Raw genomic sequence first — 14,765 nt, forward strand, 5'->3', positions numbered from 1 at the left:
ATGCAACCGACTAACGACCAGCGGCTGTGGATGTATCGCCAGATGGTGACCAGCCGCCATCTCGAGGAGCGCATCGAGACGCTCTATATGGAAGGCAAGACCCCGGTGTTCAACATGGCCAAGGGACCGATCCCCGGTGAGATGCATCTCTCCAATGGCCAGGAGCCCTGTGCGGTGGGCGTCTGTGCCCATCTCAACGCCGACGACGTGGTCGTTGCCACCCATCGTCCACACCATATCGCCGTCGCCAAGGGCGTCGATCTCAACGCCATGGTCGCCGAGATCTTCGGCAAGGCCACGGGGCTCTCCGGGGGACGCGGTGGCCATATGCACCTCTTCGATGCCGCGGTGAACTTCTCCTGCTCAGGCATCATCGGCGAGAGCCTCGGGCCGGCGGCGGGTGCCGCGCTCTCCAGGAAGATGCAGGGCAAGCCTGGCGTGGCGGTGGCTTTCCTGGGGGAGGGCGCGGCCAATCAGGGCGCCTTCCACGAGGTGCTGAACCTGGCCGCCGTCTGGCAACTGCCGGTGGTGTTCATCATCGAGGACAACGCCTGGGGCATCTCGGTGGCCAAGCAGGCTTCCACCGCCGTGCTGCGCAACGACATGCGCGCCGAGGCCTATGGCATGCCAGGGACACACGTTGCCGATAACGACGTGGAGGGCGTGTTCGCTGCCGCCGGCGAGGCCATTGCCCGCGCCCGGGATGGACAGGGGCCGACACTGATCGAGATCGAGACCTCGCGGCTGGCCGGACACTTCATGGGTGACAGCGAAGACTATCGCCCCGAGGGCGAAAAGGCCGGCCTTAAGGGCCGGGACCCGATCCCGCGGTATCGCGCGGCGCTGCTTGAGGCCGGGCTGATCGACGCGGCAAGCGACGCCGACCTGGTCGATAAGGCCCATGAGCGCGTCGAGGCGGCGATCCGCTTCGCTCAGGATAGCGACTTCTTGCCCCCGGAAGCGGCGCTCGAAACCGTCTTCGTCTGATTGCCCAGGAGAGTTTCCATGACTACAACCAGCACTACTTCCAGCTCTCGCAAGCTGACCATCGCCCGGGCCATGGCCGAGGCCACGGCCCATGAAATGCGCAAGGACCCGTCGGTCTTCGTCATGGGCGAGGACGTGGGCCCATTGGGCGGCGTCTTCGGCAACACTCGCGGACTGCATGACGAGTTCGGCAGTGAACGCGTAAGGGATACCCCCATCTCGGAAACGGCCTTCATCGGTGCCGCGGTAGGCGCGGCGTCTGATGGCATGCGGCCTATCGTCGAGCTGATGTTCGTCGACTTCTTCGGCGTCTGCATGGACGCCATCTACAACATGATGGCCAAGAACACCTACTTCGCCGGGGGCAATGTCAAGGTGCCGATGGTACTGATGACCTCTACCGGCGGTGGCTATTCCGATGGTGGCCAGCACTCCCAGTGCCTCTACGCGACCTTCGCTCATCTACCAGGCATGAAGGTAGTGGTGCCGAGCAATGCCTATGACGCCAAGGGGTTGATGACCGCGGCGATCCGTGACGACAACCCGGTGGTGTTCATGTACCACAAGTCGCTACAGGGCATGGGCTGGCTGGGCACCGAGAAGGGCGCCACCGTCGCCACGCCCGAAGAGAGCTACACCGTCGAGATCGGCAAGGCCGCGGTGGCCAGGCAAGGTCGCGACCTGACCCTGGTCAGCCTGGGTGCCGGGGTGCACCACTGCCTGCGTGCCGCCAAGACGCTGGGTGAGGAGGGCGTCGACGTCGAGGTGGTCGACCTGAGAAGCCTGGTGCCGCTGGATCGGGAGACAGTGCGTGCTTCCGTTGCCAAGACCGGCCGGTTGATCGTGGTCGACGAGGACTACCACAGCTATGGCGTCAGCGGCGAGATCATCGCCAGCGTGGTCGAGCATGACACCACCTGCCTCAAGGCCGCACCGCGGCGCGTCGCCTATCCGGACATCCCGATCCCCTTCGCCCCGACCATGGAGCAGTGGGCCCTGCCCAATGCCGACAAGATCGTTGATGCCTTCCACCAGATGATGAGTAACTAACAGGAGACACCGTTTATGAGCACTGCAATTACCGTACCCGAGGACCTCTGGGAAGGTGACAACGAGGGTGTGATCACCGCCTGGCTGGTCGAAGAGGGCAGCCAGGTCAACCAGGGCGACCTGGTGGCGGAGGTGATGGTCGAGAAGGCCCAGTATGAGATAGAGGCACCGGCTGCCGGAACACTGACTATTACCAAGCAGGAAGACGAGGTGGTTGCCAAGGGCACTACGATCGCCAGCCTGGACGCCTGAGGAGGCCAGCCATGCCACTCGATACCCCATCAAACGCCGCCGAGGAGGCGGCGCATCGACCCGCGCCTCGCGAGTATCCCCTGCGTGGGATGCGCGGCATGATCGCCACCAAGATGCGCGAGAGCCTGCAGTCCAGTGCCCAACTGACCCACCATGCCGGTGCCGACGTGGGTGCCATGCAGGCACTGCGTGACCATTGCCGAGCCGTCGGTTTGCCGGTGCCCTCGGTGCAGGACCTGCTGCTGCGCCTGGTGGTGCAGACGCTTGGCGAGTTTCCGGCGCTGAACGCGACCCTGGAGGACAATCGCATCACCGAGCATGCGGCGGTGCACCTGGGGCTCGCCGTGCCGTTGCCTGATGACCTGCTGCTGGCGCCGGCGCTGTTTGATGCCCAGGCAATCTCCCTCGGGGCACTGCCGGGAGCGCGTCGCACACTGGTAGAGAAAGCCAGCGCTGGCAAGCTCGGTGTCCGTGAACTGACCGGGGCTACCTTCACCGTCTCCAACCTGGGTCGCTCCCGGGTGCATCATTTCACGCCGATCCTTAACCTGCCCCAGGTGGCGATCCTGGGTATCGGCGGCACCCAGTGGCGCGCCGTGCCGGACGACGATGGCAGCGTGCGCCTCGCCGAGGTGATCGGGCTGTCGCTGACCTTCGATCATCGCGCGGTGAACGGCGCGCCGGCGGCGGCCTTCCTGGATACGTTGTGTGAGCGTATTGAAGCGCTGGTACCGGACGCCTTCGATGCCGAACTCGCCGACCGAAAGAAGGAGCCGAGCGAACCATGAATGTGCCACTTACCACGACCGAAACGACCTTTCCAAGTCTACGCCGAATGAGCGTGGAGGAAGGCCTGCGCGCTGAGCAGTCGTTGCTTGAAGAGGTCTGCGAAGGGGAGAGCGACAAGCGGATACTGGCTTGGCAGCCAAGCGATCGCGCCTTGGTGATGCCACGCCGCCATGCGCGGCTGGCGGGCTTCCCCGACGCCCGGGAACGTCTCGAGGAGGCGGGCTGGCCGATCCAGTTCCGCGGTTCAGGGGGTACCCCGGTGCCCCAGAGTCCGGGTGTGGTCAACCTGGCGCTGGCCGTGCGCTGCCGGGTTGGCAGCTCGGCGGCGCACCTGGAATGGGGCTATCACCGCCTCGGTGATCCCTGGTGCGGCTGGCTTGCCGAGCTCGGCGTGGCCTCGGCCGATCTAGGCCCGGCGCCCGGTGCCTATTGCGACGGGCGCTTCAACGTGCGCATTGGTGGTCGCAAGCTGGTCGGTACCGCCCAGCGCTGGCGGCGGGTGCAGGGCTGTCGCGACATGGCGCTACTGGTCCACGGCGCCATGCAGGTCGAGGGCAATCCCGCGGAACTGGTCGCCGTGGTCAACGATTTCCAGGCCGCCATCGATGACCCCCAGCGCTTCCAGGCGGCGAGCCATATCGCCCTGTGCGATGTGCTGCCCGACCTGGATCTCGAGGGCACGATCCCCGGGCTGCTGAAGCGACTGATGACAAGCAAGGATGTCGCGCCGGCCTGAGGCGTCACCGTCATGCTCCCCGGAGTCGTTGGAATGGTCGAGGCCGAGTACCTGGACCCGGCGGAGTGCTCATGAATCGGGCGTGACACTCTCGCTGCTGGCAGGTGGCCGGAAGGTGTCGTCGAACACTGCGTCCAGGTCGAAGGTGGAGTGCTGGCCGATGGCCTCGAAGTGGTCGGCTAGCCAACGGTCGGCCCAGCGGCGGCCCTGCTCGTGCAGCCGCGAGACGAAGGACCATTCGGCGTTCATCTTGCTGGAGGCGCTAAGCTCCTCGATGTCGTGCTCGGCGTGGATCAGGTGCAGGCGCATGGCCCGAAAGCGTTCGAGCTCCAGGTCTTCGGCCTCGATCAGCCGTTGCAGCAGCTGGATGCTGCGCAGTTCCTTGATCAGACTCGAGTTGAAGGTGATCTCGTTGATGCGGTTGAGGATTTCCCGGGCGGAGTCGGGTAGCTGGCGGCGCACCAGGGGATTGACCTGGACGACCACCAGGTCGCTGCAGCCGCGGTCGTCGACCAGCGGGTAGAGCGCCGGGTTGCCGCTGTAGCCGCCGTCCCAGTAGGCCTCGCCATCGATCTCCACGGCGGGATAGAGGTTGGGCAGGCAGGCCGAGGCCATGAGGGTGTCGACGGTCAGCGCGGGCTGGCGGAAGATCGTTGCCCGGCCGGTGCGCACGTTGGTGGCGGTGACGAAGACCTTGACCTTGTCGCAGGCGTTGACGCAGTCGAAATCGATGCGCTTCTCGATGAGGTCGCGCAGCGGGTTGATGCCCAGGGGGTTGAGCTGGACCGGAGTGACCAGCCGGGTGAGGCTCTCGAAGAACAGGTAGCCCGGGGAGTGATCCAGGCTGTCGTCGCCCATCAGGCGGTCCCAGAAGGTACGCTGCAGTGGCGAGAAGCGGGCCATCTCGCTCACCGAATGCCAGAAGGCGCGCAGGGCCTCCCGCGCGCCGTCGCGGCCGCCCTTGTAGAGTCCGTCGGCCAGGATCACTGCGTTCATGGCGCCGGCGCTGGTGCCGCTGATGGCGTCGATCTCCAGCCGATCGTCTTCCAGCAGGCGATCCAGTACGCCCCAGGTCAGGGCGCCGTGGGAGCCGCCGCCTTGTAGCGCCAGGTCGATTCGCTTCCTTTCCGTCATGCCTGTCCCCCTTGCCTGGTGGGCTGCCGTGTTGGCCGCCCTGTTGCAGTGCAGTGTAGATGAGCAGCGCCCCGTGTCCCGGGAGCCCGACGGTGGGCTCGAGTCGGGGTAGCGATGGGCCTAGCGATCCGCGAAGCTCACTTCCCCACGAGCTCTCGCTTCCTGGGGCAGCAGGGCGGCATAGAGGGCGGCATTGATCGGGGTCGCGACGCCGGCCGCATGGCCCAATCGAACCACCGCGCCGTTCTGCGACTCGAGCTCTGAAGGCCGGCCTTCCATGATGTCGCGCTGCATCGAGGCGGTGCTGGTTTCAGGCAGGGTATCGATAAACGTAAGCGCCCGCGCGACGGCGTCGTCGGGCAGGGCTACGCCCCTTGCTCGGCCGACGGCGGTGATCTCTTCCATGACCTGCTCGAGTAACTGGCGGCTCTCCGGTAGCTGGCGGCTGATGCCCATGGGCGCGCGGGTCACGGCGCCGACGCCGCTCATGGCGCAGATGAACAGGAACTTGCTCCAGACGGAGACCTGGATGTCATCGGGAATCTCGGCGGTGATCCCAGTGGCCCGATCGAAGGCTGCCTTCACACGCTGAGTGCGCTCACTTTTGCGATTATCGGGCTCGCCGAAACGCACGAATGGTTCGACGCCTGCATGGCGAATTATCCCCGGCGCCTCGCGGTAGGCGATGATGCCACATAGCCCGCGCAGCACCTTGTCGTGCCCGACGACCTCGCCGAGCACCTCGGTGGCTTCCACGCCATTCTCCAGTGGCAGTACCAGAGTTTCGGGGCCGATGAGCGGCGCCATTGTCTGGGCGATTTCCTCGACCTGCCAGGCTTTTACCGCCACGATCACCACATCCACCACGCCGATGGCTGCCGGGTCGTCGCTGGCCTGTGCCTTGGCAAGGTGGATGTCGCCGTTGATGCTTCTGACGGTCAATCCGTCGCGCTTTATCGCCGCCAGATGGTCACCGCGTGCAAGAAAAGTGACGTCCTCGCCGGCTTCCGCGAGTCGTGCACCGAAATAGCCGCCTACACCGCCGCTTCCGTAAATGGCAAATCGCATACTGATCTGATCCTTATAAGGGGGGAGAGTGGAATACTTATCTGGACAATTCGGCCTGCCAAGCGGTAGCTGCATGGCCATTATTTTTTGCAAGTAGAGCAAGAGGCTATCATCTTTGCCTGTCTCGCTTCCGCGACATTTGGGCTAGGTGGCACGGGACTTATACACTGCCCATAGTCGTTCGTTTACATCATTTTCCTGAGCTATCGGGAAGGAGTCTTGCATGAAATTGACCATTCTCGCACTGACCGTCGTCGCTGCCACCCTGACACTCGCCGGTTGCAGCTATCAGCCTGCCCGTATCGATCCGGAACCCATTATCGAGATCGGCGACGGCGAGCATCACGGTGGACATGGTGGTGGTGGCTTCTGTCCTCCGGGTCAGGCCAAGAAGGGTCGCTGCTGACTTTATAAGGCCGCTGTCGCTTTTTTGAGTCAGCCTCTTCCTCATTCGTTGCGGGAAGCCCTGCGTCGATGGCAGTAGACTGACGAATTATAGAACGCCGTTTGGTTTCGTCGGGGGGCATGCCGCTGATTCGAGCGAAGGCTCGAACCTGGACCCGAGAAGCCCGCCGACTACCGAATTCACCATGGGACGTGTCTCGTCCTCGGGCTTCTTAGAGGTTCCTGTCATGAAATGCATTGTCGCTTGCTTGGTGGTCGGCACGCTGGTGCTCAGTGGCTGCAGCTACAAACCCGCGCGATTCGAGACCCGACCTTTGATAGAGGTCGGGGGAGGACACGGGCACCGTGACCATGATCATCGTGAGGATCGCCGTTACCAGCAGAATCGCCACCATGATGGTCGCCACTACGATGGCCGTTACCATGACGAGCATCGGCGCCATGATCGCGACCGTTACCGGAATAATGGCCATCGGGGTGGCTTCTGTCCGCCAGGACAGGCGATGAAAGGGCGATGCTGACGCCATACTTGGTGTCGCGGTCATGCTGGCGTAGGCTTATAACGATACGTTGATCTTGGAAGACTGCCTGCGCCATGTCTTTTCTCAGCCTGAAAACCTGCACGTTGATAGAGCAACCGGTTGCCCACGAGCACGGCTTCCATCAGCTGATTCTGGCCACCTCGGGCGTCACTGAGCTGAGCATTGAAGGCCTTGGCGAGCGGGTCACCCGCGAGCGTGGTTGCCTGATCCCTTCCTCCTACCATCACGAGTATCTGGGCGATGGTTGCAATCGGACGCTGGTTCTCGACGTTCCCCTTGAACTCTTGCCAAGATTAAGCTGTGGCGATGAGGTACAACGGCTATTCGAGTTGCCTCGCTTCTTTTTCGTACCCCCTCGGTTGCAGGCATTGGCTCAGACCCTGATGGACCAGCTCGAGGCCTCGCCGACACTGCAGAGCGACATCGCCACCCTGATTCTGAGAGCGCTTTATCTGAGTCTGCATGAGCGTGCACTGCTTGACGTGCCGGTATCGGTGGAACACGCATCCACTCGCGCACGCCTGGATCTGTCTCGTATCGCGTCCTACGTCGACCGCCATCTGAGTGATGAGATCCACGTCGATGACCTGGCGAGTCTTTGCGCCATGAGCCCTGGTCATTTTCATGCCTGTTTTCGCGACGCCACCGGTGAGTCACCCTTTCAGTATGTGCAGCGTCGCCGCTTGGAAGTGGCACGGTCGTTTCTCCTGGACAGTGACTTAAGCCTCGGACAGATCGCTGAACGCATCGGTTTTCGCGATCAGGGCAGCTTTTCTCGTGCCTACCGTCGCTGTTTCCAGCATACGCCTAGCGCGCATCGCCGTGCTGCCCGCTAGTCCTTCAGATAGTCCCTTCAGATAGCCCCTTCAGATAGCCCCCTTCAACAACCCCTTCATCAGTGACTCCACTATTCCCACCGTGTGAACAGCGCGTGTTGCAACATCGTAGTACCGGGCAAATCCAGGTGACGATTGGGCAAGCGAGATGTTCATTTCCGACATAGGCTTAGATCAGGAGTCGCGCGGCGGTTCTCAAGCCCTCGTTGTTCAATCACAAGCCGAGCGATTCACTTTCCTCAACAACCACAACACATGGAAAGAGATGTCCTATGCCCACTTTACGCTTGCCAAAATCGCTTGCCCTTGCTGCGCTGCCCCTGGCGATGGCGGCCACTCAGGCTCAGGCCCAGTCATACGAGATGGCAATCGCCACTCAAATTCCTGAGAACATGAGTAATAACGCCATCTATCCGGCGCTGGTGCATTTCAAGAACCTCGTCGAGACCCGCACCGACGGTGACCTTGAGGTATCGATCTTTGGTGGTGGCCAGCTTGGCTCGGAGGTCGAGAACGGGTCCGAGGTGCAGGCAGGCGGTCGTACTTTGCAGTCGACCATCATGTCCTCCGGTGCCATGTCATCGTTCTACGGTGATTACCAGTTGGTCACCGCGCCCTTTCTATTTTCCAACTGGCGCCAGGCCTGGGCCTTTTTCGATGGCGCCTGGTTCGCTGACTTCATGGCAGGCACCGTCGAGGCGGCCGATATGCGCTACCTAGGGACCTTCGATGACGGCGGCGGCTTCGTGGCCTTTACTAACAATAAGCGTTTGATCGAGACCGTCGAGGACCTGGATGGTCTGAATATCCGCACCGAGGAAAATCCTGCCCACGTCGCGATCATGCAGTCGCTGGGCGCGTCGGCCACACCGCTACCCTGGGGTGAGTTGATTACGGCACTCGAGACCGGTCTTGCCGATGGGCAGTTTAACGCCCCTGTACTCAACACGACGTTCAACTTCGATGCGGTCACCGACTACACCACCTTGACCGGCCATGTGTATAACAGCGCGCCTTGGGTGGTGAGCGAGAGCTGGTTCCAAGAGCTACCGGAAGACCACCAGCACGCCATCGTGACCTCGGCTCGCGAGGCCATCACCTTGAGCCACGGCATGTCGGGGGCACTGGCCACGGCTAGCTGGCAGGAGTCCTGTGAGCGCTTCGAGGAATGCTACATCATGCCCACCGACGAGCGTGAGCGTATGGCCGAGATCGCGCGGCCGGCGTGGAAGGAGTGGATCGTCAACGATTACGAGATGGACGAGGCCTTGGTCGACGAGATGCTTGGTGAGGTCGAACGCGTCGGCGACGAGGTCGCCGAGCAGGACATCACCCGCTACGCCCAGTAGCGCTTGCCTGATCGTTGCAGACAGGCAGCCCGACGGCTGCCTGTCCGCCTATCGTCTTGAACTTGTGCGGGAGCAATTGCGATGGCGATTCTCAAGCCCCTGCGTCGTCTCAGTGAAGCCGTCAATCGGCTGGCCATCCTGCTCTGTGTGGCCTGTATCCTGTTGATGCTGGGCATCTCCTTCACGGCCTTTCTTTACAAGCTGGCGACCGGCTCGACTCTGAGTTGGACCTATTCTCTCGCCCGCTTGTTCTTGCCCTGGATCGGCTTCCTGTCGATGACCATTTCGCTGCGCTACGGCGAGCATGTGGCCATGACACTGCTGGTGCGGAGCCTACCGCGAGCCTTGCTGAAAGCCGCCGCCGTGACCTGCCTGGCGGTCATCGCGCTGTTCGCACTGATGCTGGTCTGGTACGGCTGGGGCTTCTTCCTCAATGCCACCCAGATGTACATGGTCTCCGATGACATCCAGATATCGAATCGCTTCACGGCGATCGTAGTGCCGCTATCCGGATTGATCATCCTCTTGCACCTGGTTCACGGCTTCGATCTGTTGGAGCACTTCATCGACGATCAATCGCTCATCGACGAGCTGATCGCGACTAACGATACCGATTCGTCTGCCCCCCACCGTGATGCGGAGACACCCTCATGACACCTGCCATCCTCGTGTTCCTGGTGCTGTTGCTCATCGGCGCTCCGGTGGCGGTGGTAATGGCCATGTCGGGCCTCGCCGGCGGTTTCGCCCTCGGCGGTGAACGTATGCTGGGCATCATTGCCGACCGGATGTTTTCGGGCGTCTCCGGGTTTCTGCTGATTGCCGTGCCTTATTTTATCTTTACCGCCGAACTGATGAACCAGGGTGGTCTGACCCACAAGCTGATTGCCTTCAACAACGCTATATTTGGGCGTGTCCGCGGGGCGCTTTCGCATGTCAATGTCACCGTATCGGTGTTCTTCGCCGGCCTGACCGGGGCGGCAATTACCGACACCGTGGCGATTGGCAAGATCATGATTCCCGAGATGAAGGCGCAGGGCTATGACGCCGAGTATGCCGCGGCGATTACCGCCTGCTCGTCGATCATCGGCCCGATCATTCCGCCAAGCGTGGTAATGGTGGTCTACGCCACATTACTGCGTGATATCTCGGTGATCGATCTGTTCGCCGGCGGTATCATCCCGGGCATTCTGCTGGCCGGCGCCTTGCTGGTGACCAGCATGATTCTTGCCTGGAAGCGCGGTTATCCGAAGCAGGCACCGACGCCCTTCAAGGCGGCGATTTTTGCCTTTCTGGCCGCACTTCCGGCCATGGTGGTCCCACTGATCATTCTCGGTGGGATCCTCTCTGGGCTGACGACCATCACCGAGGCCTCGGGGTTCGCGGCGGTCTACGCGATCCTGATCGGCGTGCTGGTCTATCGCAGCCTGACACTCGCGAAGATCTGGCATTCGCTGGTGGTCACGGTGCGCTTCTCCGGCGTGGTGTTCTTTCTGCTGGCGACCTCGGCGGTGCTCGGTTGGTTCGTGACCCGATCGGGGGTCGCCCGGGAGGCGGCCACGATCATCACGACCTTCAGTGATGTCGCCTTCGTGCAGTTGATGATGGTGTGTCTGCTGCTGATCATCATCGGTACGGTGATGGACGTGCTACCGGCATTGGTGGTGGTGGCCCCGGTGATCGTCCCGGCGATGATTCAGCTTGGCTTCGATCCGCTGCATTTCGCGATCCTGATGATTGTGGTGCTGAATATCTCCAACGTGACGCCGCCGGTGGGGATGACGCTGATGACAGCGGCGCGCATCGCCCAGGTGCCCTATGAACGGGCGATCATCGCCTCCTTGCCATTTTATTTTTCGTTCCTGGCCGTCATCGTGCTGCTGGCTGCCTTTCCGGCGCTGTCGACTTGGATTCCAAGTCTCCTTGATTAAGCTTTCTTGATTAAGCCTTCTCGATTAAGCCTTCTCGATTAAGCCTTCTCGATTAAGCCTTCTCGATTAAGCCTTCTCGATTAAGCCTTCTGGACTGAGCCTGATGAAACTCTTCTATTCCATCGACCAGAATCGCCACGCCCCGGAGACGTTCCTGCTACGGGGCCAACCGGCTCCGTCGCCGGAGCGTCCCGAACGAGCCGTGCGCCTCGCTGAAGCCATCACCGAGCTGGGCTTGACCCTCGAAGTGCCCGCGGCGGTGGATTCGCCGCATCTGCGCGAGCGCCTCGCACGCATCCATACCCCGCGCTATCTCGAGTTCCTGGAAACCATCCATGCCCGTTGGCAGGCGATGCCGGGGGCATCTGCCCTGGTGGCCCCCAATGTTCACCCCTGTGGTGGTGGGTATCAGTATCCGAGTCATCCCGTTGGCCAGGCGGGCTGGCATCTGCATGACATGGCCTGCCCGATCGGCGCCGACAGTTTCGCCGGCATGCTGGCCAGTGCCGCCAGCGCTGAGGCCGCGGCGCTGAGCGTGTGCGAGGGCGAGATGAGCGCCTATGCACTGTGTCGGCCGCCAGGCCATCATGCCGGGCCGGAAAGGGCGGGTGGCTTCTGCTTCCTCAATAATTCGGCGCTGGCGGCAACGATTCTTCGCGAACGCTATGATCGGGTGGCCATCGTCGATGTTGATCTGCACCACGGTAATGGCACCCAGGATATCTTCTATGCCCGTGGCGATGTCTGGACCGGGTCGGTGCATGCCGATACTGATGCGTTTTATCCGTTTTACTGGGGCGGTGCCGATGAAACCGGCAGCGGCGAAGGGCAGGGGGCGAACGTCAATCTGCCACTACCACTGGGTAGTGATGGGAATACATTCATGGCTGCGCTTGATGCGTTGCTCCTCCGCCTTGATGACTTCGCTCCCGAGGCCATAGTGGTCGCGCTTGGTCTCGATGCGCACAAGGATGATCCGCTAGCCGGACTTTCGCTCGAGACCGAGGATTTTCGCCGGGTCGGTGCACGGTTGGGCCAGCTTTCCGTGCCGGTAGTGCTGATTCAGGAAGGTGGCTACCCGACCGAGGCCCTGGGCGCCAATCTGGCCGCCTTTCTCGCGGGCTTTCGCAAGGGCATCAGCGCCGATTGACGCCGCGGCCCCTATTTTTACGCTGACTGATCGAAACTCGATGGCCGAACCGGGCCATCCATTCACGAAAGGACATTGCCATGACCGTCACCTATCAAGACAGCAACGCCCGCATGAGCCAAGTCGCTGTGCACAACCAGACCGTCTATCTGGCCGGACAGGTGCCAAGTGATGCCAGCGCCGATATGAAGGGCCAGACCGAGCAGGTGCTGGCGCGCATCGATAGCCTGCTTGAGCAGGCCGGGACCTCCAAGCATCAGTTGATCTCGGCCCAGATCTGGGTGACCAGCATGGACGAGTTCGCGGCGATGAATGAGGCCTGGGACGCCTGGGTGGTGCCGGGCCGTCCGCCGGTGCGCGCGGCGGTGGAGGCCAAGCTGGCCAAGCCCGAGTGGAAGGTCGAAATCATGGTCGTGGCGGCACTGCCGGGAGCCTGATATGCGCATGATCACCAGCGAGGAGGTGGCAAGCGGCCTGCCCTGGGAATCGCTGATTCAACGCCTGGGCGCGGTCTTTCGCGAGGGTGTCGAGGCACCGCCACGCCATCATCACGCCATGCATCGCCCGGATGGCGAAGCCACCATGCTGCTGATGCCGGCCTGGGAGCCTGCCGGTTATATCGGGGTGAAGATGGTCAATGTCTTTCCGCAAAACGCCGATCAGGGGCTGCCGGCGATTGCTGGCGTCTATTTTCTCAGCGAGGGCCGACATGGCCGGCCACTTGCGTGCATGGAGGGCAGTGAGCTGACGCGTCGTCGTACCGCCGCAGCCTCGGCATTGGCGGCAGGCGAACTGGCCCGTGAAGATGCCGAGACGTTGTTGATCGTCGGTACCGGCAAGCTGGCGCCGATGCTGATCGAAGCCCATGCCTCGGTGCGTCCGATCAAGCGAGTCAGGGTCTGGGGGCGTCACGTCGAGAAGGCCGAGACTCTTGCCCGTGCCTATGCAGACCGCTTCGATATTGAGGCGGTCGAGGACCTGGAAGTGGCAGCAGGGCAAGCCGATATTGTCAGCTGTGCAACGCTTTCCACCCAGGCGCTGGTGAAAGGGGCCTGGCTCAAGCTCGGCGCGCACCTGGATCTGGTCGGCGCCTTCCGCCACAGCATGCGCGAGAGCGACGGCGAGTGCTTCCATCGCGGTGAGGTGTTCGTCGATACCTATGCCGGTGCTCAGGGCGAAGCTGGCGATATCCATCAGGCGATCGAGGAGGGGGCTTTCGCCTTCGAGCAGATTCGTGCCGATCTCGCCGAGTTGCTGCGCGGCGAACGCAGTGGGCGATCGAGCGAGGAAGCTATCACCGTCTTCAAGTCGGTCGGCGCGTCACTCGAGGACCTGGCTGCCGCCATCGAGGTCTGGGAACAACTCGAGGGGGCGCCATGAGCGGCCAGCAACCGGCCTCATCCGGGGAGCAGACCGGCTTCTTCTGGCATGAGCGCTGCTTCTGGCATGACCCGGGTGCGATCGGCGTCTTCTCCTCCCCCGGGGCGTTCCTGCAGCCCCAGCCGGCGTCTGAAAGCGCGGAGAGCAAGCGCCGGCTAAAGAACCTGCTGGAGGTGTCGGGACTGATCGACGAGCTTGTGGTCGAGAAGCCCGCACCGGCGAGCCGGGTCGACCTTGAGCGCTTTCATACCGCGGCTTATCTGGATGCCCTGACGGCGGGAGAGCAGGCCGGCGGCGGTGATGCTGGTGATTGTGCCCCCTTTGGCCCGGGCAGCGAGGCAGCGGCCTATCAGTCCGCGGGTCTCGCGGTGGCGGCCGTCGATGCAGTGGCGTGCGGGCGCTTGCGCAACGCCTATGCGCTGTGCCGGCCGCCAGGTCATCACGCCGAATCGGGGCGTGGTCGCGGCTTCTGTCTGCTCGGTAACATCCCCGTGGCGGTGAAGCGGGCGCGCGCCCTGGGGAAGATCGGGCGGGTGGCGATCCTCGATTGGGATGTGCATCACGGCAACGGCCAGCAGGATGCCTTCTATGACGATCCCGAGGTGTTCACGGTCTCGATTCATCAGGCCGGCAATTTTCCGCTGGATAGCGGCTTCGTCGAGGAGCGTGGGCGCGGCGAGGGGCATGGCACCAATCTTAACTTGCCGTTGCCGCCCGGTGCCGGCATTGAGGCCTATCGATATGCTTTCGAGCGGCTTATCGTACCGGCTCTCGAGGCCTTTGCCCCTCAGATGATCGTGATCGCCTGTGGCTATGACGCCTGCGCCAAGGACCCTTTGGGCAAGATGTTGCTCAACAGCAGTGCCTTCGCCGACATGACCGCGCAAATCAAGGCGTTGTCAGAGCGTGTCTGCGAAGGGCGCCTGGTAATGATTCACGAGGGTGGTTACAGCGAGGGCTATGTGCCGCTTTGCGGCCATGCAGTGCTCGCGGCCCTGGCCGCCAGCGAGATCAAGGTACCCGACCCTCAGGACGCGGAGATCGCCGCCTGGGCCTATCAGGACCTTCAGCCTCATCAGCGCGAGCTGATCGATGGTTGGGTGCGCGATTGGCGCGAGACGTGAAGGCATAGCCGCATATTCGGTCGCGGGCACACCGT

Annotated in this window: 17 protein-coding genes; 14 read left to right on the top strand and 3 right to left on the bottom strand. The window is 62.5% G+C overall.

The window, feature by feature from the left end:
- From ETC27_RS07005 to ETC27_RS07025, 5 genes are read left to right on the top strand one after another with little or no spacing between them, the layout of a single operon-like run.
- Nucleotides 1-987 (top strand): thiamine pyrophosphate-dependent dehydrogenase E1 component subunit alpha, encoded by a 987-nt coding sequence (locus tag ETC27_RS07005; protein ID WP_136254299.1) that lies wholly within the window; start codon nucleotides 1-3, stop codon nucleotides 985-987.
- 18 nt (nucleotides 988-1,005) lie between these two features.
- On the top strand, nucleotides 1,006-2,037 hold the full coding sequence (locus ETC27_RS07010; protein ID WP_136254300.1) for an alpha-ketoacid dehydrogenase subunit beta: 1,032 nt from the start codon (nucleotides 1,006-1,008) through the stop codon (nucleotides 2,035-2,037).
- A gap of 15 nt (nucleotides 2,038-2,052) precedes the next feature.
- A complete protein-coding gene (locus ETC27_RS07015) occupies nucleotides 2,053-2,289 on the top strand; it encodes a biotin/lipoyl-containing protein (protein WP_136254301.1) in 237 nt (78 codons plus the stop codon).
- 11 nt (nucleotides 2,290-2,300) lie between these two features.
- The gene (locus tag ETC27_RS07020) at nucleotides 2,301-3,077 is read left to right on the top strand and encodes a 2-oxo acid dehydrogenase subunit E2 (protein ID WP_136254302.1); all 777 of its coding nucleotides are present in this window, start codon (nucleotides 2,301-2,303) and stop codon (nucleotides 3,075-3,077) included.
- Entirely contained in the window at nucleotides 3,074-3,814 is a 741-nt protein-coding gene (locus ETC27_RS07025; protein ID WP_136254303.1) for a lipoate--protein ligase family protein, read from the top strand. The genes ETC27_RS07020 and ETC27_RS07025 overlap by 4 nt, the downstream gene beginning before the upstream one ends.
- Nucleotides 3,815-3,883: 69 nt before the next feature.
- Here the strand turns inward: ETC27_RS07025 and ETC27_RS07030 are convergent, their stop codons facing one another.
- The gene (locus ETC27_RS07030; protein WP_136254304.1) at nucleotides 3,884-4,948 is read right to left on the bottom strand and encodes a patatin-like phospholipase family protein; all 1,065 of its coding nucleotides are present in this window, start codon (nucleotides 4,946-4,948) and stop codon (nucleotides 3,884-3,886) included.
- A gap of 120 nt (nucleotides 4,949-5,068) precedes the next feature.
- Nucleotides 5,069-6,016 (bottom strand): 2-dehydropantoate 2-reductase, encoded by a 948-nt coding sequence (locus ETC27_RS07035; RefSeq protein ID WP_136254305.1) that lies wholly within the window; start codon nucleotides 6,014-6,016, stop codon nucleotides 5,069-5,071.
- A 223-nt stretch (nucleotides 6,017-6,239) separates the two neighbouring features.
- On the opposite strand from ETC27_RS07035, the gene ETC27_RS07040 reads away from it, so the two are divergent.
- On the top strand, nucleotides 6,240-6,422 hold the full coding sequence (locus tag ETC27_RS07040) for a hypothetical protein (RefSeq protein ID WP_136254306.1): 183 nt from the start codon (nucleotides 6,240-6,242) through the stop codon (nucleotides 6,420-6,422).
- 211 nt (nucleotides 6,423-6,633) lie between these two features.
- Here ETC27_RS07040 and ETC27_RS17670 read toward each other — a convergent pair whose 3' ends face one another.
- A complete protein-coding gene (locus ETC27_RS17670) occupies nucleotides 6,634-6,894 on the bottom strand; it encodes a hypothetical protein (RefSeq protein ID WP_168709035.1) in 261 nt (86 codons plus the stop codon).
- Between the two features lie 122 nt (nucleotides 6,895-7,016).
- Between ETC27_RS17670 and ETC27_RS07050 the strand changes: the two genes are divergently transcribed.
- The 8 genes from ETC27_RS07050 (at nucleotide 7,017) to ETC27_RS07085 (ending at nucleotide 14,730) form a co-directional block, all read left to right on the top strand.
- On the top strand, nucleotides 7,017-7,799 hold the full coding sequence (locus ETC27_RS07050; RefSeq protein WP_136254308.1) for an AraC family transcriptional regulator: 783 nt from the start codon (nucleotides 7,017-7,019) through the stop codon (nucleotides 7,797-7,799).
- Nucleotides 7,800-8,071: 272 nt separating this feature from the next.
- Nucleotides 8,072-9,148, top strand: coding sequence for a TRAP transporter substrate-binding protein DctP (gene dctP / locus ETC27_RS07055; protein WP_136254309.1), 1,077 nt, complete (start codon nucleotides 8,072-8,074; stop codon nucleotides 9,146-9,148).
- 81 nt (nucleotides 9,149-9,229) lie between these two features.
- Nucleotides 9,230-9,802: a TRAP transporter small permease gene (locus ETC27_RS07060; protein WP_136254310.1), complete on the top strand. Its 573-nt coding sequence runs from the start codon at nucleotides 9,230-9,232 to the stop codon at nucleotides 9,800-9,802.
- Nucleotides 9,799-11,076 carry a TRAP transporter large permease gene (locus ETC27_RS07065; RefSeq protein WP_136254311.1) on the top strand — a complete coding sequence of 426 codons (1,278 nt, stop codon included), beginning with the start codon at nucleotides 9,799-9,801 and terminating at the stop codon, nucleotides 11,074-11,076. Before ETC27_RS07060 ends, ETC27_RS07065 begins: the two co-directional genes overlap by 4 nt.
- A 103-nt stretch (nucleotides 11,077-11,179) precedes the next feature.
- On the top strand, nucleotides 11,180-12,226 hold the full coding sequence (locus ETC27_RS07070; protein WP_136254312.1) for a histone deacetylase family protein: 1,047 nt from the start codon (nucleotides 11,180-11,182) through the stop codon (nucleotides 12,224-12,226).
- 80 nt (nucleotides 12,227-12,306) lie between these two features.
- Complete coding sequence (locus ETC27_RS07075) at nucleotides 12,307-12,663, top strand: RidA family protein (RefSeq protein ID WP_136254313.1); 357 nt, start codon at nucleotides 12,307-12,309, stop codon at nucleotides 12,661-12,663.
- Nucleotide 12,664: 1 nt separating this feature from the next.
- Nucleotides 12,665-13,606, top strand: coding sequence for a bifunctional Delta(1)-pyrroline-2-carboxylate/Delta(1)-piperideine-2-carboxylate reductase (lhpI, locus tag ETC27_RS07080; RefSeq protein ID WP_136254314.1), 942 nt, complete (start codon nucleotides 12,665-12,667; stop codon nucleotides 13,604-13,606).
- Nucleotides 13,603-14,730, top strand: a complete 1,128-nt coding sequence (locus ETC27_RS07085; protein ID WP_136254315.1) for a class II histone deacetylase — start codon at nucleotides 13,603-13,605, stop codon at nucleotides 14,728-14,730. The genes lhpI and ETC27_RS07085 overlap by 4 nt, the downstream gene beginning before the upstream one ends.
- Nucleotides 14,731-14,765 lie beyond the last annotated feature (35 nt).

Origin of the sequence: Onishia niordana, from assembly GCF_004798965.1 — a bacterium.
GTDB lineage: Bacteria > Pseudomonadota > Gammaproteobacteria > Pseudomonadales > Halomonadaceae > Onishia > Onishia niordana.